Annotated in this window: 17 protein-coding genes and 1 pseudogene; 3 read left to right on the top strand and 15 right to left on the bottom strand. The window is 65.0% G+C overall.

Annotated elements, in window-relative coordinates; all coding sequences use genetic code 11:
* Positions 1–2 precede the first annotated feature (2 nt).
* The 10 genes from ACIBG0_RS01740 to ACIBG0_RS01785 form a co-directional block, all read right to left on the bottom strand.
* On the bottom strand, positions 3–476 hold the full coding sequence (locus ACIBG0_RS01740) for a hydrogenase maturation protease (protein ID WP_397028293.1): 474 nt from the start codon (positions 474–476) through the stop codon (positions 3–5).
* Position 477: 1 nt separating this feature from the next.
* Complete coding sequence (locus tag ACIBG0_RS01745; RefSeq protein WP_387291949.1) at positions 478–597, bottom strand: DUF6893 family small protein; 120 nt, start codon at positions 595–597, stop codon at positions 478–480.
* Positions 598–610: 13 nt separating this feature from the next.
* Positions 611–1,912 (bottom strand): hypothetical protein, encoded by a 1,302-nt coding sequence (locus tag ACIBG0_RS01750; RefSeq protein ID WP_397028294.1) that lies wholly within the window; start codon positions 1,910–1,912, stop codon positions 611–613.
* Positions 1,909–2,553, bottom strand: coding sequence for a DUF6084 family protein (locus ACIBG0_RS01755; protein ID WP_397028296.1), 645 nt, complete (start codon positions 2,551–2,553; stop codon positions 1,909–1,911). The genes ACIBG0_RS01750 and ACIBG0_RS01755 overlap by 4 nt, the downstream gene beginning before the upstream one ends.
* Positions 2,553–3,182: a DUF5947 family protein gene (locus ACIBG0_RS01760; RefSeq protein ID WP_397028298.1), complete on the bottom strand. Its 630-nt coding sequence runs from the start codon at positions 3,180–3,182 to the stop codon at positions 2,553–2,555. The genes ACIBG0_RS01755 and ACIBG0_RS01760 overlap by 1 nt, the downstream gene beginning before the upstream one ends.
* Positions 3,179–4,087 (bottom strand): NifU family protein, encoded by a 909-nt coding sequence (locus ACIBG0_RS01765; RefSeq protein WP_397028300.1) that lies wholly within the window; start codon positions 4,085–4,087, stop codon positions 3,179–3,181. The genes ACIBG0_RS01760 and ACIBG0_RS01765 overlap by 4 nt, the downstream gene beginning before the upstream one ends.
* Positions 4,088–4,116: 29 nt before the next feature.
* Complete coding sequence (locus ACIBG0_RS01770; protein ID WP_397028302.1) at positions 4,117–5,913, bottom strand: nickel-dependent hydrogenase large subunit; 1,797 nt, start codon at positions 5,911–5,913, stop codon at positions 4,117–4,119.
* A 12-nt stretch (positions 5,914–5,925) separates the two neighbouring features.
* Positions 5,926–6,981 (bottom strand): hydrogenase expression protein HypE, encoded by a 1,056-nt coding sequence (locus ACIBG0_RS01775; protein ID WP_397028303.1) that lies wholly within the window; start codon positions 6,979–6,981, stop codon positions 5,926–5,928.
* 113 nt (positions 6,982–7,094) lie between these two features.
* On the bottom strand, positions 7,095–7,889 hold the full coding sequence (gene hypB / locus ACIBG0_RS01780; protein ID WP_397028305.1) for a hydrogenase nickel incorporation protein HypB: 795 nt from the start codon (positions 7,887–7,889) through the stop codon (positions 7,095–7,097).
* Positions 7,847–8,221, bottom strand: coding sequence for a hydrogenase maturation nickel metallochaperone HypA (locus ACIBG0_RS01785; RefSeq protein ID WP_397028307.1), 375 nt, complete (start codon positions 8,219–8,221; stop codon positions 7,847–7,849). The genes hypB and ACIBG0_RS01785 overlap by 43 nt, the downstream gene beginning before the upstream one ends.
* 316 nt (positions 8,222–8,537) lie before the next feature.
* Here ACIBG0_RS01785 and ACIBG0_RS01790 point away from each other — a divergent pair, with 316 nt between their 5' ends.
* The gene (locus ACIBG0_RS01790) at positions 8,538–9,836 is read left to right on the top strand and encodes a YbfB/YjiJ family MFS transporter (protein ID WP_397028308.1); all 1,299 of its coding nucleotides are present in this window, start codon (positions 8,538–8,540) and stop codon (positions 9,834–9,836) included.
* Positions 9,837–10,770: 934 nt separating this feature from the next.
* Positions 10,771–11,187, top strand: coding sequence for a hypothetical protein (locus tag ACIBG0_RS01795; RefSeq protein ID WP_397028309.1), 417 nt, complete (start codon positions 10,771–10,773; stop codon positions 11,185–11,187).
* 738 nt (positions 11,188–11,925) lie between these two features.
* On the opposite strand, the gene ACIBG0_RS01800 is transcribed toward ACIBG0_RS01795, so the two are convergent.
* From ACIBG0_RS01800 to ACIBG0_RS01815, 4 genes are all read right to left on the bottom strand, one after another.
* A complete protein-coding gene (locus ACIBG0_RS01800) occupies positions 11,926–12,417 on the bottom strand; it encodes a TetR family transcriptional regulator C-terminal domain-containing protein (RefSeq protein WP_397028311.1) in 492 nt (163 codons plus the stop codon).
* A gap of 89 nt (positions 12,418–12,506) precedes the next feature.
* Positions 12,507–13,358 carry an alpha/beta hydrolase gene (locus tag ACIBG0_RS01805; protein WP_397028313.1) on the bottom strand — a complete coding sequence of 284 codons (852 nt, stop codon included), beginning with the start codon at positions 13,356–13,358 and terminating at the stop codon, positions 12,507–12,509.
* A 32-nt stretch (positions 13,359–13,390) separates the two neighbouring features.
* A complete protein-coding gene (locus tag ACIBG0_RS01810; RefSeq protein ID WP_397028315.1) occupies positions 13,391–14,203 on the bottom strand; it encodes an oxidoreductase in 813 nt (270 codons plus the stop codon).
* A gap of 80 nt (positions 14,204–14,283) precedes the next feature.
* Positions 14,284–14,997: an SDR family oxidoreductase gene (locus ACIBG0_RS01815; RefSeq protein ID WP_397028317.1), complete on the bottom strand. Its 714-nt coding sequence runs from the start codon at positions 14,995–14,997 to the stop codon at positions 14,284–14,286.
* A gap of 88 nt (positions 14,998–15,085) precedes the next feature.
* On the opposite strand from ACIBG0_RS01815, the gene ACIBG0_RS01820 reads away from it, so the two are divergent.
* A complete protein-coding gene (locus ACIBG0_RS01820; RefSeq protein WP_397028318.1) occupies positions 15,086–15,730 on the top strand; it encodes a TetR/AcrR family transcriptional regulator in 645 nt (214 codons plus the stop codon).
* Between the two features lie 150 nt (positions 15,731–15,880).
* Here ACIBG0_RS01820 and ACIBG0_RS01825 read toward each other — a convergent pair.
* Positions 15,881–16,420: pseudogene (locus tag ACIBG0_RS01825) on the bottom strand (steroid C27-monooxygenase); the annotation flags it as partial.
* Positions 16,421–16,442: the final 22 nt, after the last annotated feature.

The raw sequence follows: 16,442 nt of genomic DNA on the forward strand, positions 1-16,442 counted from the left end.
GGTCACACCTCCTGTCCAGCGCACAATTGCGCCGCGACGCGCGCGACCGCGGCTGCGGCAGGGTCGACGGCCGCGGCGACGGCGGCGCTGAGACCGATCCCCTCGGCCACCGAATCGACCTGACAACCGACGACGACGGTCGGTGGCACGACACCCCCGAGTGCGCGCACCGCGGCGAAGACCGCTTCCGGATTCATCGCGTGCGCGTCCATGGGCGTCGTCGCATCCGACTCGGGTTCGGCGCGCATGATCTGCACGCGGCCGGGCTCTCCGGTATTCGGCAGGGCGTCCACCAGTACCAGCGCATCCCACCCGTCGAGCAGGTCGAAGGCCAAGTGCAGTCCGCGGATGCCGTAGTCGACGATCCGCTGGTCCTGCGCCGACGCCGTGGGTAGCCGACGGACCACCTCGGGGCCGAATCCATCGTCGCCGAGGAAGATATTGCCGATCCCGGCAACGAGCACGCGCGTGCCCATCTCACATGTGACGAATCTTCAGATAACGCCGGAGGTCGGGGATCGACCGTATGCCGAGATACGCGCCGACCACGACAATGACGCCCACCACCGCGGTGGAGACCACGCCGACTGCTTGCATGACCGTATTCCTTTCACTCATCGCCGTTGACAATCGGTTCGAGCTCATCGGGAGCGAAATACAGGTAGCGCCCGTACCATTCGTGCAGATCGGCCGCCGGATCGTCGTCGATGACCACGCCGATATGCGTTTCGCCGTCGACGTCGGCGTGCACCGAGGTGACGCGCGCCGCCCTGCCCTCGTAGAACAGGTCGTGTGCGTCGGCGCGTCGCGTCGGGCGCAGCCGAACCCGGCTGCCCTTGCGTACCAGTACCCCGGCGATCGGAACCGCGTCGGAGTCCGGCCGCACCGCACCATCGGCCGCGGGATCCCACCAGCTCATGCCTTCCGGCACCTCGGGCACCAGGCGCGGCGCCGGCTCGCGCCACAGCCCATGCAGGTCGTGCATGGCCTCGGGGGTCATGCGATCGCAGCGGTCGATGATTTCGGCGGCTCTCGGGTCGGTGGCGCGGGCCCGTTCCTTCTCGTCATCGGTGAGCGTCATCACGCGCAGGGTGAGGATTTCGTCGATCTCGGTGGAGTCGTACAGTTGACCCGCGCTCTGCTCGGCGATTTCGGGATGGTCGTAGAGGATGATCGGCGACACCAGGACAACGCCGTGGTGGCCGGGGGGACCGGCCAACACCGGGAAACAGCGGTGCTGGGTGCAGTGTGCGACCGCCGTCTCGGCGCCGGGTTCGGGATCGAGGAGCGAGATGAATTCTGCGCCGTCGAGTTCGGCGATCACGTGGGCGCCGAGCATCGAGCGGGCGGTGGCGTCGTCCGAGCTGGTGGCCGCACCACCGGTGTTGCGCAGCCGTATTCCGAGGCGTCGATAGTCGCCCTCGGGGGCGACGGTCAATTCGAGTGTGCCCTCGATCGGTGCTCGGGTGCGCACCACCGTGCCCGCCGTCGATCCCGGAATCGGGTCGACCGCCTGCCGGCCCGGTACTTCGATCGGCAGCATGGCATCCGCTAACGCCCAAGGCCCGCAGGGGATTTCGCATTCGGTGGCCTCGTCCCAGCTGACCCATCGGTGACCGTCGACGATCAGTTCGGCGCGCGCGGTCCCGTCCAGTTCGACAGTTCGGCGCTGCAATTGCAGGAATCGCGCGGTGAGCGTGATCTGCGCGGTACGGGACGCGCGGACGAGACATTCGGCGGCAAGTGAGTCGTCCTCACCGTATCCGGCCGCGGCCGCGCCGGGCGGGCCGAGCACACCGAACTGCCAGCGGGACTGGTTCTTTCGGGCGTCCGACCGGTACGGATACAGCAGGTACCCCTCGTACAGCACGGCGTCGGCGACGGCGCGGGCGCGGGTCATGGCGGCGTTCACGGCGCGGACTCCTCGGTGAGAAGTTTCGCGATGGCGTCGTCGAATCCGAGCAGTCCGTGCGAGGACTTGTAGGCAGCAAGTGCTTCCACATTCTCCCTGCACAACCGCACCCAGCCCGAGTTCGGATAATGGGTGTCCATGAGATCGCGCCATACGGCGACCGGCATGTCGAATTTGTCCTCGCGGTCCCACGGCACCTGCTGCACCGCGAAACCCGTTTCCCCTCTGATGAATACGGTGCCGCTGAAGAGGAAGATCAGGGGCACGGTGCCCTCGCGCAAGGCGTGCAGGTACTTCGATCCGGTGACCTCGAAGTCGTAGGTGCACGGCATCGGCAGTTCCACTTCGACGCCGCCGGAAAAGCCGGGCACCATGGTGGCGCAGTGCATCCAGGTGAACGACTTCTGTGTTTCGTGCCAGCGTTCGCGCGGGCCGAAAAGGTCCAGCAGTCCCGTGCCCTCGGCATCGGAGTAGCCGCGCCGGAAGGGTTCGATGCGCACCTGGGCGCGCAGCGCGATCGCGTGCACCGGCTCCTCGGCCAGCGCGGCGATGCCGATGCGCGCCGACAGATTCGGGGTGACCGCGTACGGTTCGGGCCGCACCTCGAGCACCGCGAAGGTCATCGCATAGGCCGGACTCATCACGCCACCTCCGGCCGGGCCCGAGCCGACATCGTGGTGAAGAATTCCGCGATGTAGTCCCTGGCCTCCTGGCCGCCGTCGAATCCGCGCCACAGCATCCGCATCCGTCCGACGAACTCGTAGCACGCATCGATCGGCAGCAGCAGGACCGCGCCGGGACCGCCGCGCTCGGGCATCCGGATGAGCAGAGCCTCGACATCGGGCGCGAGCCGGTCGAGCTCGGGATGACGATCCAGCATCGCCCGCCAATCCCGCAGCGGCAGTTCGGATTCGGTGGCACCTGCCGGTCCCGGATAGAACGCGACGGTGCGTCCGAGCGCCGAATTGACGAAGAAGAACGCCAGGCCGACCGGGATGTCGAGCGCGTCCCATTCACTCTGACCGATCACACAGTCGGGGAAGCAGACGTAGTGGTCGGGCACCGCCCGGTAGCGCATCGCGGCATGCTGATCGGTGAACAGCAGATAGCAGCCCACGCATACGCACATCAGCTGCCTGCCTTCGATGTCCACCACATGCCGGTGCTGTGCACCGACGGGTTCGGCGCACATTTCACATCGCTCTCCGACCGCCGCGGGCGGCGGCGGATCGGTCGCGATACGACGCAATGCGCCCAGGCCCGGGTTCATCCGCGGACCTCCGCGGGCACCGCCACCGAGATCTCACCGGACCGCACCAGCACTGGCAGCGGCTCCAGATGTCCCTCGCCGTCCAGTCGCGTCCCGGCGTGCACCACGTCGAAATGGGCCAGGCACCCCGGACAGCGCAGTACGGCGGAGTCGGCCGGAGCCCCCATTCTGCGGTGCAGCGCGGCGCCTGCCATCGAACGCCCACAGGCCGCGCAGCGGTCGCGATAGGCGAACAGGTCCGCGCCGACCCTGCAGGCCAACACCGGCACGTCGGCCACCGTGAATCCGCCGACCTCGCCTGCCGCCAAGTCCGCGAGCTCCGGTACCGAGATCCAGCTGCCCGCGGGCGGATCACCGGTGTGCACCCGCGCGAACAGCGCTTCGGTCGGTATCACCCCTGGTTGCGCCGCCGCGGCGACCACCTCGATCGCATCGACTTCCGGTGCGGCCGCGCGCACCGCGTCCTCTACCGCCAGCTCCAATGTCACCGACGACGAAGGGCAGGTGCGGCAGCTACCCGACAGTTCGAGCCGCACGACACCGTCGGCGACATCGATGAGCGTCACATCGCCGCCATGCGAACCCAGATAGGGGCGGACGCTGTCCAGCGCCGCCGCCACCCTCGTTCGAACGTCGTGTGGGTGCAGGCCGTGCACGAGCAGCAGGCTCGCGACCAGATCGTCGCGGGTCAACTCCTCGACGATCCGGTCGTCGAGTGCGGCCGTTATCCGGCCGAGTGCCGCGCCATAGAGGTCGACAACCTCGCGCAGGAGACGCTCGGCGCGCTCGCGCGCCACCGGGCCGCCTGCCGAACAGGCATCCAGCAGGGTGTCGATCCGATCACCCGCGCCCCGCCACTGGTTGTCCTCGGTTGGTCCGGCTCGCTGCTGCCGGCGACCATCCACGCTGTGCCTCCCGTCGTCGACCCGACCTGTCATTCCGCGATGAGCGTCTGCGTGGGTGAATGCACCTTGTCCAGGGTTAGGCCATTGCCCAGATACATGTGCACCCCACAGGGCAGGCACGGATCGAAGCTGCGCACCGTGCGCATGATGTCGATGCCTTTGAAGTGCTCCCGGTCGTTCTCCTCGAAGATCGGCTGCCCCTGTACCGCGTCCTCGTATGGCCCCGGCGTACCGAAGGAATCACGCGGATTGGCGTTCCACGGCGTCGGCGGATACGGGTGGTAGTTGGCGATCTTGCCGTCCCGGATGACCATGTGGTGCGACAGCACCCCGCGCACCGCCTCGGTGAAACCACACCCGATGCCCTCGTCGGGCACCTCGAAGTGTTCCCAGGTCTTGGTATGACCCGCCCGGATTTCCTGGAGGGCCTGCTCGGCGAAGTGCAATGCGCACGCTGCCGCATAGGCCTGGAAGTAGGTTCGCGCACGGTCGCGTTCGATCGTGTTGCTGCCGTGCGTCGGAATCTTCCATTCCAGGGTGGCCGGCCCCTTCAATGCGGTCTTGGGCAGGTTGATCTGCACGCTGGATCCGGTGGATTTGACGTAACCGATGTCCACCAGCCCGGCCAGCGCCGTTACCCACAGGCGAGCGAGCGGGCCGCCGCCGGTGTCGAGTGCGAGATGGTCTTTGCCATCGAACCAGCGCGGGGACATCACCCAGCTGTACTTGTCGTCCAGGTCGCGTTTCTGCGGTTTCGGGTTGGTGTGCTGATTCCACGGGTGGCGCCGGTCGACCGGATTTCCGAGCGGGTCGGTCGTGACGAACATTTCCTGATCGGTCCAGTCCTCGTAATACGAACTGCCCAACAGGATTCGGATGCCGAGGTTGATATCGACCAGCGAGGTGGTGATCAGCTTCCCGTCCACCACGATGCCGGGGCTGACGAACATCCGCCGACCCCACTGCTCCATATCCTTGTAGTCGAAGTTGCATACCTCGGGATCCTGGAACGATCCCCAGCAGCCGAGCAGTGTGCGGCGCATACCCACCTGCTCGTAACCCGGCAGCGCCTCGTAGAAGAAGTCGAACAGGTCGTCGTGCATCGGCACGACCTTCTTCATGAACTCCACATACCGCATCAGCCGCGACATGTAGTCGGTCATCAGCTGAATCGTCGCGACCGTGCCGACCCCACCGGGATACAGCGTCGACGGGTGCACGTGCCTGCCCTCCATCAGGGAGAACATTTCGCGGGTGTACCGGCTGACCTGTAGCGCCTCTCGGTAGAACTCGCCGGTGAACGGATTGAGCGCTCGCATGATGTCGGCGACTGTGCGATAGCCGTGGTCACCGGCGTGCGGCGCCTCGGAGCGCTCGGCGCGTTCGAGCACACCCGGATTGGTCTCGGCGACCATCTTCTCGCAGAAGTCCACCCCGACCAGGTTCTCCTGGAAAATGTTGTGGTCGAACATGTACTCGGCGGCCTCGCCGAGGTTGACGATCCACTCGGCGATGGGTGGTGGTTTGACCCCGTAGGCCATGTTCTGGCAGTAACACGAACAGGTCGCGTGGTTGTCGCCGCAGATGCCGCAGATGCGGCTGGTGATGAAGTGCGCGTCGCGGGGGTCCTTGCCCTTCATGAAAATCGAATAGCCCCGGAAGATCGACGAAGTGCTGTGGCACTCGACGACCTGCCGCTGGTCGAAGTCGATCTTGGTGTAGATGCCCAGGCTGCCGACGATGCGTGTGATCGGATCCCAGGCCATCTCCACCAGGGAGTCGGGTTCGATCTTGCGAAGCGACGGATCGGGAATGATCTCTGTCATCGAAATGTCTCCCTACCAGGTACGGGTCGCGCCGGTTTCGAGCTTCCCGCCCTTGTGCCGCCAGCGCGGTTCCTTGTCGACGGTGCGGCCGGTGATGTGGCGAAGACTGCGGATCACCGACCCGTACAGCCCGGAAGCGGTCGAGGAGATCTTGCCGCCCGGTGGTTCGTCCATGAACGGCATGAACTTGTCCGGGAAGCCCGGCATCGTGCAGCCGATGCAGATGCCACCAACGTTCGGGCACCCGCCAACGCCATTGACCCAACCGCGCTTGGGCACGTTGCACTTGACGACCGGACCCCAACAGCCCAGTTTCACAATGCATTTCGGCGACCCGTACTCTTCGGCGAAATCGCCCTGTTCGTAGTAGCCCGCTCGGTCGCACCCTTCGTGCACGGTGGCGCCGAACAACCATTTCGGGCGCAACGCATCGTCGAGCGGGATCATCGGGGCTTGGCCGGTGGCCATGTAGAGCAGGTAGGTAATGGTCTCGGACAGATTGTCCGGCTGGATCGGGCAGCCGGGCACGCACACGATCGGTATGCCCGCTTTGCTCTGCCAATCCCAGCCGAGATAGTCCGGGACACCCATCGCGCCGGTCGGATTTCCCGCCATGGCGTGGATACCGCCGTACGTAGCGCAAGTGCCTGCGGCGATCACCGCGGTCGCCTTGGGCGCCAGTCGATCGAGCCATTCGCTCGTCGTTATCGGCTGACCGGTCGCAGGATTATTGCCGAAGCCGCACCAGTAACCCTCGTCGTGCAACTGCTCATTGGGAATCGACCCCTCGACGACCAGAACGAACGGATCCAATTCGCCCCGCTCTCCTTTGAAGAACCACTCCAGAAAATCGTCCGCGCCGCCGTTGGGACCGCATTCGAAATCGATCAGCGGCCAATGCACGGCAATCTTCGGTAATCCGGGGAGTGATCCGAGTGCGATCTCTTCGATGCTCGGCTGGGTGGCGGCGGTGAGGGCCACCGAATCGCCGTCACAGCTGAGTCCGGCGTTGATCCAGAGGACGTGGATCAGGGTGTCTTCGGCTTTTACTGCTTCCTGAGTTGGCATCGGACTGCCACCTTCCGCAGCGGGGGCACGCGGATACCGCTATCGGTCAGCTACGCCGACTGGTCCGCGTGTGACTCTGATCACATGAGTCTAGGTCTGGTAGCCGACTGCTTTCAAGGTATCGGGGTGCCGACGGTTAGCTGGGCATTGAGCCAGTCGTACCAGAGGGCCAGTCCATCGCCGGTGGTCGCCGATACCGGAAGAATGGTTACGTTCGGATTCACCGACAGCGCGTATTCCACGCATCGCGCGGAATCGAAGTCAACATAGGGCAGCAGATCGGTCTTATTGATCAGCACGAGTTCCGCCGCGGCAAACATGTGCGGGTATTTCAACGGTTTGTCGGTGCCCTCGGTGACCGAGATGATCACGACCTTGCCCGCCTCGCCGAGATCGAACAATGCCGGACAGACCAGATTGCCCACATTCTCCACGAACAGCAGGCTGCCCGGCGCCGGTTCCAGTGCGTCGAGGGCCCGCCGCATCATGTCCGCGTCGAGATGGCAGCCCGCGCCGGTATTCACCTGTACGACTTTGCATCCGGTTGCCTCGATGCGCCGCGCATCGAGCACGGTGGCCTGATCGCCCTCGATGACGGCCACCGGAACGGATTCGAGCTCGCGAATGGTTCGCTCGATCAGGGTCGTTTTCCCCGCCCCCGGCGAACTGGTCATATTCAGTGCCAAAATCCCGCGTTCCCGCAATCGCGCACGGTTCGCCGCGGCGAGCTCGTCGTTCTTGGCGAGCACCTTCTGTTCGAGGGTCAGTGTGGTCAGAGGGTGCTCGTGGGAATGCTCGTGCCCGGAACCATGTTCATGGCCGCCGTGGTTGTGCGGGTGATCGTGGTCCTGGTGTCCGACGGTGATCACAGCGACCCCGTCGCCCTCGCATCCGCAGGTTGCGCACATCGCTCACTCACCTCCATCGATACGATTCGAAGTTCCCGCCCCGCAGTGATCTCGACATCGGCGCTGCCGCAACGGCACAGCACTATGAGGTTCGGCAGCAGAAACTCCGCCCCGCAGCTCCGACAATGCGCCGTCCCCTCGACAACGCGCAGATCCAGTCGCGCTCCCTGGGCGATCGTCCCCTCGGTGGCAAGCTCGAAACAGAACTGCATGGACTCGGGCACGACAGCGCTCAGCGCGCCGACCTCGACCGTCACGTTGTGCACCGAGCGTCCTTGCGCATGCGCACAGACGGCGTCGACAAGGTACTGGGTAATAGCCATTTCATGCATCCCGACCTCGCCTTTCGACAAGCCCTGAGATGGATCCTACGCCGCGCACTCCTCATGGCCGGGGTGATCGTTCAGGTGCGGCCGCCGGGCTGAGGAGATCTCGAATGCGTACGCGGCGATGCCGGTCCGGGTCGCGGACCGGCATTGTTCGCCTTCAGGACCCGCTGGTGTCGAGGAAAGTGCCGGTTCGATCGTGGTACTCGCCCCACGTGACGAACGCGGTCGGGTGGCGCACCTACAGATCCATGCGTTCAGCGTATACATCATGCCAAGCGGGCATTTCACACTGATCTGTTCGGCTCGTACCGTTCCTCGTGTGAATGATCAGCTGATCAGTGAGCGCGTGCCGAGCGCCCGGATTTCGCCGCTGCGTGGTCGGCGCGTGAGTGTGGCGGCTGCGGCCGGACTCGCCGCGGCGATGGGTGTGGGCCGGTTCGTGTTCACCCCGTTACTCCCGATCATGACCGCCTCGGCGGGCCTGAGCGCCGGCGACGGCGCGGTGATCGCGACCGGCAATTACGCCGGCTACCTGGCAGGAGCGCTGCTGCTGACGCGGATGCCGCACCTGAGCCGGCGCAGCACCTTCCTGGTGTGGTCGGTCGTACTGATCGCCAGCGAGGCGGCCATGGCGACTACCGCACAGGTCACGGCGCAAACTGGGCTACGGTGCGTCGCCGGCGCGGCCAGCGCGGCGATCTTCATCGCGTGCGCGGCCACGGTGGCCCACCATCGAGACGAGGGCGCCTCCCTAGGCGTGGCATTCGCCGGGGTCGGCGCCGGAATCGCCACCACCGGTGTGTACACCCTGCTCGCCGCGCCCCACCTGACATGGCAGGGCTTATGGCTCGGCTCGGCACTGTTGACCGCGCTGCTGCTGGTACCAGCGTGGTTACTGGACATCCGCGGCGAAAAGGGCGACACCGGCACCGAACTCGGCATCGACTCCAACGCCGCCCTCGCACAAAGCCGTGCCGAAACCGCGCCAGCTGTACGACGGGTATGGCGGTTCTTGCTCGCCTGCTACTTCGTCGAGGGCGTCGGCTACATCATCGTAGGAACGTTCCTCGTCGCCGCGGTGGCGGGCCATCGCGGGTCTTCGGTGGCTGGGGCGGTTGTGTGGACGATAGTCGGGTTGGCGGCGGTTCCTGCGACTGTGGGCTGGCATGCGATCGCGCGCCGGATCGGCACCGGGCCTGCGCTCACGGCCGCCCTGATGGTGCAAGCTGTGGGCACCGCCAGCGCGGCGATATCGGGCAGTCTTGCCGCGGCAGCGGTCGCGGCGCTGGCCTTCGGCGCGACGTTCCTGGGTGCGGTGGTGCTTGCCATCGATTTCGGGCATCAACTCTCGGTGACACGCGCGGCAGCGTCGCTTACCGCGGTGTACGCCGTCGGCCAAGTGATCGGTCCGCTGATCGTTGTGCCGGTCATCGGGGATTCCTTCGCCACCGCGTTCACCCTCGCCGCGGTGATCATCGCGGTCGCTGCCACGCTCGCGCTCGCCGCGACACTCCTGCACCACAATTCCGGACGAGGCGATCACCACCGCGCTTCGGCACCGAGTATTCGCGGAGGGGGCGACCGCCGCGGTAACCGACACGATGGCGATCATGCGTGAACCCGGATCAGCCGTAGACCATGTCGTGGCGGATGCGGACCAACATCGTGGCGCCAGTCATCGGGTGCCGGTGCGGAATAGGGGGTATCGAAAATGCTCCGGCGCGCGATGGGTTGGACGGCATCGCTGAGATTCTCCAATTTGCCTGCGACGGAGCGTAATTGAACGGCAAAGATCGCCAGCAGTGCGGTTCCGGCCGCAGTTGACACAGCGTCGGCGGTGCGTGGAGGTAGGCAAGGCCGTCTGGAACCGCGACGCAGCCGCTGAGTTTCATCGAAACCCCAACCAGCTGATCGCGGACCCTCTGGTAACCGCCCGGCGTCCGGACCGTCTGTCGTCGAAGTCGGGGATCGTGAGGTGTCCAGGTTTGCGGTCGCGGACGGCGGCGTTGAATTTTTCGTCCGCGCTGTCCCGGATTCGCCTGCCTGGATGAGTTGCCGGAAATCTGGTCAGCGGCCACCTCGGGGATACTTCATCGCAAAAGTCCACCGCGACAATGGTTCCCCGCGGTCCTGCCTCGCGATGCTCGACCATCGAAAAGCTCGGGTAACGGGGAATGTATCGCTCGGGCAGCGGATCTCCTTTGCGGATCATGGCCTCCGACATTGCGTTACGGCCAATATATCGATGGTCTGCATAACTATTTCGCCAGAAACCAAGAACGCGAGCAACTTCTGGGTACCCCAGATACAAGCCGGGCTGGACCCGGAGGCACGATAAATTAAGAAGTACGACCATGCGTAGAGCAACGGCGCTCTTCGCCGCATTACTGTTGGCTATCATCCTTTCCTTCACAAACGAGATGGGACCGAAGGCGCACGCCGACAACTGTATTGGCGACTGGGCTATTGGTATCGGGGGTCTCGGCGACAACACCTCGTCGGTGTTCGTCCCCTTTGTGGATCAACCTGTCGGCTACAATTCGCTCGACCCGATGTCGGGATTGAACGAACTCGACCGCTTGTTCTGGCTGCATCGCAGCGAATGTCCGTACGACCACATCAGGTTGATCGGGCACAGTGAGGGCGCGGGCATCGTTCACGCGTGGGTCACCGCCCATCAGGATGTCGGTAATGCCAACGCTATTCTGCTGTCGGATCCCAAGCGCGCCCCCGGGCCTGGTTGGGGTGGGCTGTCGTCGACGCCCGGCAGCGGTATCGTCGGTTATCCACTGGCCGGTGTCGACGACTGGTTCGGTGACTTTCCGGTGCTGACGGTGTGCAACCACGACGACCAGATCTGCGACACCTCGGCTGGATGGTGGGGCTATCTGTTCGGTGGTGCGCATGGTCGCTACGATTTCAACGTGTGGGACTACGGTGCTTGGGATTCCGGTATCTGGTATCGGTAGCCTGATTCGTGGGGATCAGTAGCCTTGCGGCACTGGTCCCCATTGGCTGAACCCATGTCCCATCGATGTGCACACTGCCGCACCTTGATAGGTGATTTGGCAATTCGCGCCGGCATATGTGATCGAATACTGCGGGTCGCGATAATTCGCGGATGCGATGCGCGGTAGCGGCGGGTTTCCGCCTGGCACAGTGTGGCTGCCGTTGGAGTTCCACTGAGGATGTGCCGGCCACATGGTCGAGTCGATGATGATGGCCCCCGCATTCGGTACCGAAACCTGCATTCCGGCATACAACACATTCATGGACGGCGCCGGGACTGCGAGGTCGCAGCCCACTGTGCCGTCCGCACCGATCGAGCAGTTCCAACCGCCCATAGCGAAATACGCTGTGTCACCGACCAATAACGGGCCAGTTCCATCGTCGGCGTGCGCGGTGCTCACTCCGACCAGACACGCGAGAGTACCGAGAATTCCCCCGCAAACCCTTGCAGCGGCGATGTTTCCGGCCCTTAACACGACATCTCCCTCGATGCGCAGCAAGTATGAGATCTAGCCGACCATACAGAAAAACTATCACCAAACAGTGCAATGACAATAGGCCTGTCAAGGGACCTTCCACGCCGATCGGCGCGCCGATCACGCGCATCGGCATGTGGCGTCATGCCGTCCAGCTGGATGCCTTGTCGGACAATCGGGCACCGAAGGGAAGAAGCCATTCCAGCGGACTGTCGAAGCCGATCAGCGTGACAGGACAGCCGACTGCATCATCGCCAGCAGAAGGGCGCCGCCGGCCGCGAGCCGTTGATCGGCGGTGCGGTTGTCCTCGCTTACTGTTTCGACGGTCGTCTCGAGGCCGTCGAAGGCGCCGACGAGAACTGTGGCAAGCAGTTCCGGGTCGACTCCGCCCGACACCTCGCCGATGCGCTGGGCGTCGCGAATGAGGTCGGCGACGCGGTCGATCCATCGGCGAGTCAGCTCCGTGGCGAGGGCTCGGGTCGCGGGCACCTCGGCCAGGTTCTGGGCAAGGCGCGAGATGACCCAGGCGTCGGGATCGTCGCGGTCCAGGTCCAGCATGGCCGGCAGCAGTGCTTCCAGTCGCCGCAGGCCGGGGGGTGTCGTGACAAGTCGTGTTTCTACCCGATCGAGCCATTGCGCGTGCTTCTCCGTGAGCACCGCAACGGCGAGGGCTTCCTTGCTCTCGAAATGAAAGTAGACCGAGCCCTTGGTCATTCCGCGATGCTGAACTGCTCTGTCATGGTGTGCCCCGTTGCTGAGGTCGATGGATTCGTGCGGGGAGATCTGTTTCCGAGGAGTGTTCTTCAGTCATCGAGGAAGTTGGCTACCTGGATAGCGAAGGCTTCGGCGTGCTGGAACAGGAAGGCGTGACCGGCGTCGCTGTATCCGAGCAGGGTGGCGTTGCTGGTGTGTTCGGCGGCGGTGTAGGACACCACGGCCGGTGTCATGATGTCGCGCAGGCCGGTGGCGTACAGGACTGGCCGGTCGAGGCGTTGCAGGTCGGTAGCCACCTGCTCGAACGGGATCGACATGTTTTTTACGATCGCGGTGATCTGGCCGTTGCCCGCTGCCTCGGACACGGCGGGCCCGCCGGTGGCTACCCGGGTGGCGACTCTGGCGAGGTATTCGTGCCCGGCGACGCGCCCCGTGTCGGTCTCGGGGAAGAACAGGTACACCAAGTCGTCGCCGGTGACCTCCGGCTTGGTCATGGTGGCCATCACATTCTGGTTCGGAGCGGGTGCGCCCGGCACCTGACCGCCGGGATTGCTTGCCGCCAGCACCAGCTTGCGGACCAGGTCGGGCCGCCGCAGTGCCACCTGCTGGGCCACGGTGCCGCCCAGGGTCCAGCCGAGCAGATCGACCTGGGTCAGGCCGAGTGCTTCGATGAATTCGATTGCGCCGTCGGCGAATCCGGCGACGGAGTCACGGGGTTCACCGGTGGTGTAGCCGACGCCGATGTCGTCGAAGACGATCACGTCATGCTCGGCGGCCAGGTAGTCCAGTAGCTGGGGGTCCCACCAGTCGATGGTCGCGCGGACGCGGTTCAGCAGGATCAGGGGGATACCGCCGCGGGCGCCGATGCGCCGATAGGTGAATGTGGCGGACGCGGCGTTCACGGTCAGGTTCTCGGCGGTGTCCGACAGATAGGTGCTCATGGCAAGCGTCGCTTTCTGTTGTGGTGGAAGTGTCAGGCGGGGAGCCGGTTGAGCTTGCGCAGCTGTTGGTCGAACATGCGGGCGGGCACCAGGCGGCGCATGGTGGCGACGCGAGCGCTCTGGCCGACGGGGTAGCGCAGTTTCGGCTTGGTGTCGGTGGCCGCGGTGACGATCGCCTTGGCGACAAGGGCGGGATCGTCGCCCGCCTTGACCGCCTCGGCCATGTATTCCTCGAAGACCAGTCGGTGCGTGGCATAAGCGTCCAAGGGCTGGTCGTGCAGCACACTGTTCGCGTCGAAAGCGGTACTGGTCCACGCCGGTTCGATGAGCAACGCCCGGACGCCGTATTCCCGTACCTCATGGTCGAGTGATTCGGTATAGCCCTCGATCGCGTGCTTGGACGCGGCATAGACGGCCATATAGGGCTGCGGCATGAATCCGACGATGGAGGAGATGTTGACAATGCGCCCGCTGCCGTGGGCGCGCATATGCGGAAGGACCGCGTTCGTCATTCGAATGACGCCGAAGACGTTGATATCGAAGACCTTTCGGGCCTGCGCCACCGAGCTTTCCTCGGCCGCGCCCGCCGAGCCGATGCCCGCATTGTTGACCAGGATGTCGATCCGGCCGAATTGCGCGATCACCTTCGCGACGAGGGTGGCGACCGATTCGTCACTGGTGACGTCGAGGTCGAGGAAGATCACACCGTCGGGCGGGGTCAATGCGCTGGTGTCGCGGCCGGTTCCGATTACCTGGAATCCCGCGTCGACCAGCGCAAGGGCGGCTGACTTTCCGATACCTGAGGATGCGCCGGTGACGAGGGCTATGGGGCGTGATGAGATCATTGTGAGCTCCTGCATGTGGGGGTTTCGCTGTGCTGTCACGAGATTCGTGCGCCACCGGAGACGGCGGGGCTCCGAGCCGACTAGCTGTTCGCGACGACTTGGGGGTAGAGGATCGCCGGGTCGGCGGCGAGCCCGGCCTTGACGTGTCGTGTGAGGTCGTCGGCGATGACTTCGAGGGCGTCGGTTTCGATGCCGTCGAGGGCTTGGGTCGCGACGCTGTGCGGGGAGGTCTTGGGGGCGTCGACCCCTGCGGCCAGATCGGTGTCGACGTAGCCGACATGCAGCCCGGTGACCCCGATACCGCGCGGCCGAAGCGCGAGGCGCAGCGCGTTGGTCTGTGACCACAGTGCCGCCTTGGACGCGCCGTAGGCATCGGTGCCCGGAACCGCGATCCACGACAACGCCGAGTGAATGGTGAGGATGTGGCCGCCGCCGTTGCTTTCCAGAATCGGGGCAAGGGCGCGGGTGACGTGGAGCGTTCCGAAGAAGTTGATGTCGAACTCGCGGCGGATATCGGTGATCGGGGAGTCGAGGAACGACGAGCCGAGCGCGGTCCCGGCATTGTTGATCAGGATCGTCACGTCGGGTGCCTGCTCGGCCAGCGCCGCGGCGGCATCCGGATCGGTGAGCTCCAACGCGAGGGGGACCGCATCCGGATGGGTGATGGTCCGCGGGTCGCGGGCGGCGGCGTAGACCTTGGTGGCGCCGCGTGCGTAGAGCTGCTCCACCAGTGCCTTGCCGATGCCGCGGCTGCCGCCGGTGACGAGTGCTACCGAATTTTTGATGCTGGTCATAGGTTGAACTCCCTGTGGAAACCGATCTGTTTCCTCAAGAAAAACAGATCGGTTTCCAAAATGCAAGCGGAAGGCTAATCTGAGATCTATGCCCGACCCGACACCACCGGCGGCACCTACCGCCTCCACCCGCGACCGGTTGCTCGACGCCGCCGCGCAGCTATTCCAGCAACAGGGCGTCCACATCGGCGTCGACGCGCTGTGTAAAGCGGCGGGGGTGTCCAAGCGCTCGATGTACCAGCTGTTCAACAGCAAAGACGAGCTGGTGGCCGCGAGTCTGGAACGGATCGCGCCCGACTATCAGGCCGCCCTGCTACCGGCCGACGATGTCGGGTCGCCGCGCGAGCGGATCTTGCACGTCTTCGAACGGTTGGAATACCTGGAACCGGCGCAAGATTTTCGCGGCTGCCCCTACGTCGCGGCGGCGGTGCAACTCAAGTCCCCCGAACATCCGGGCAGTCTGGTCGCTCGCCGACACAAGGACGGCCTCACCTCGTTCTTCCAATACGAGGCCGAGCGCGGCGGCGCACCCGACCCCGTCCTGCTCGCCCGGCAACTTACCCTCGTTTTCGACGGGGCCAGCGCCCGATCGGTCGTCCAGGCCCACCACCTCGACGGCCTTGCCGTAGCCACCGCCACCACACTCCTCGACGCCGCCGGTGTCGGTAATTCCCTCCCGCTCAATGGTTTCGCCCAGAACGCGACAGGCACTAACACCGGCGCGCAGGAGTGACACCCGCACCGGAGGCGGCCTCGCTGCTGCTTGCCGCGGGCCGGCCTGGTGTTGGTGATCGAACAGGCGCTCGGCGTCACCACCAGGCGCTCCGCGCGCCGTCATCGAGCGATACATGAAGCGTTTCGCGGCCACGGACGGTCAGCTGACCCAGCCGAACAGTTTGCGGCGGTCTTCCTGCGGTACGCCGAGAAGTTCCGCGATGGCCTGCAGGGGAAGTTCACACGCGACCTGTTCGACGAAGTCGCCGCCGCCCTCCTGCTGGGCCGCGTGCACGATGGCGGCCGCTCGTTCGGTCAACGCGGCGCGCAACCCCTCGACGGCGCGCGGACTGAAGCCTTTGGAGATGATGCGCCGGATCTTGGAATGCTTCGGCGGATCCATGTTGACCAGCAGGGCGCTGGTGAGTTCGATCTGCTCGATGGTGATCTGCCCGGGCAGCCGGATGATGGAGCCTTTCCGCTGTGAGGAGAACAGCTCCGGATTGCGCGAGATCTCTTTGATGTCCTCGTGTTTGGTGACCACCCAGTAGCCGCCGTCGCGGAATCCTCCGGACTGCGCATCGGTCTGCGGGTTCCACCACACCGGCGCGGTGCGGCGCAACTCGGCGAATTCCTGGACGGGATTGCGGGTTTCCCAGAGCGCTGGATCGGTGAAATCGAATCCGGGGGGAATGGACGGCGCTGACACAGCTTCCTCCTGAAAGGCCGAC

The sequence above is a fragment of the Nocardia sp. NPDC050630 genome (assembly GCF_044457245.1).
Taxonomy (GTDB): Bacteria; Actinomycetota; Actinomycetes; order Mycobacteriales; family Mycobacteriaceae; genus Nocardia.

Coding starts and splice junctions, on each gene's coding strand:
- ACIBG0_RS01740 (WP_397028293.1), bottom strand. CDS start 476: ATGGGCACGCGCGTGCTCGTTGCCGGGATCGGCAATATCTTCCTCGGC.
- ACIBG0_RS01745 (WP_387291949.1), bottom strand. CDS start 597: ATGCAAGCAGTCGGCGTGGTCTCCACCGCGGTGGTGGGCGTCATTGTC.
- ACIBG0_RS01755 (WP_397028296.1), bottom strand. CDS start 2,553: ATGAGTCCGGCCTATGCGATGACCTTCGCGGTGCTCGAGGTGCGGCCC.
- ACIBG0_RS01760 (WP_397028298.1), bottom strand. CDS start 3,182: ATGAACCCGGGCCTGGGCGCATTGCGTCGTATCGCGACCGATCCGCCG.
- ACIBG0_RS01770 (WP_397028302.1), bottom strand. CDS start 5,913: ATGACAGAGATCATTCCCGATCCGTCGCTTCGCAAGATCGAACCCGAC.
- ACIBG0_RS01775 (WP_397028303.1), bottom strand. CDS start 6,981: ATGCCAACTCAGGAAGCAGTAAAAGCCGAAGACACCCTGATCCACGTC.
- hypB (WP_397028305.1), bottom strand. CDS start 7,889: ATGTGCGCAACCTGCGGATGCGAGGGCGACGGGGTCGCTGTGATCACC.
- ACIBG0_RS01785 (WP_397028307.1), bottom strand. CDS start 8,221: ATGCATGAAATGGCTATTACCCAGTACCTTGTCGACGCCGTCTGTGCG.
- ACIBG0_RS01795 (WP_397028309.1), top strand. CDS start 10,771: ATGTCGGGATTGAACGAACTCGACCGCTTGTTCTGGCTGCATCGCAGC.
- ACIBG0_RS01800 (WP_397028311.1), bottom strand. CDS start 12,417: ATGACCAAGGGCTCGGTCTACTTTCATTTCGAGAGCAAGGAAGCCCTC.
- ACIBG0_RS01805 (WP_397028313.1), bottom strand. CDS start 13,358: ATGAGCACCTATCTGTCGGACACCGCCGAGAACCTGACCGTGAACGCC.
- ACIBG0_RS01810 (WP_397028315.1), bottom strand. CDS start 14,203: ATGATCTCATCACGCCCCATAGCCCTCGTCACCGGCGCATCCTCAGGT.
- ACIBG0_RS01815 (WP_397028317.1), bottom strand. CDS start 14,997: ATGACCAGCATCAAAAATTCGGTAGCACTCGTCACCGGCGGCAGCCGC.
- ACIBG0_RS01820 (WP_397028318.1), top strand. CDS start 15,086: ATGCCCGACCCGACACCACCGGCGGCACCTACCGCCTCCACCCGCGAC.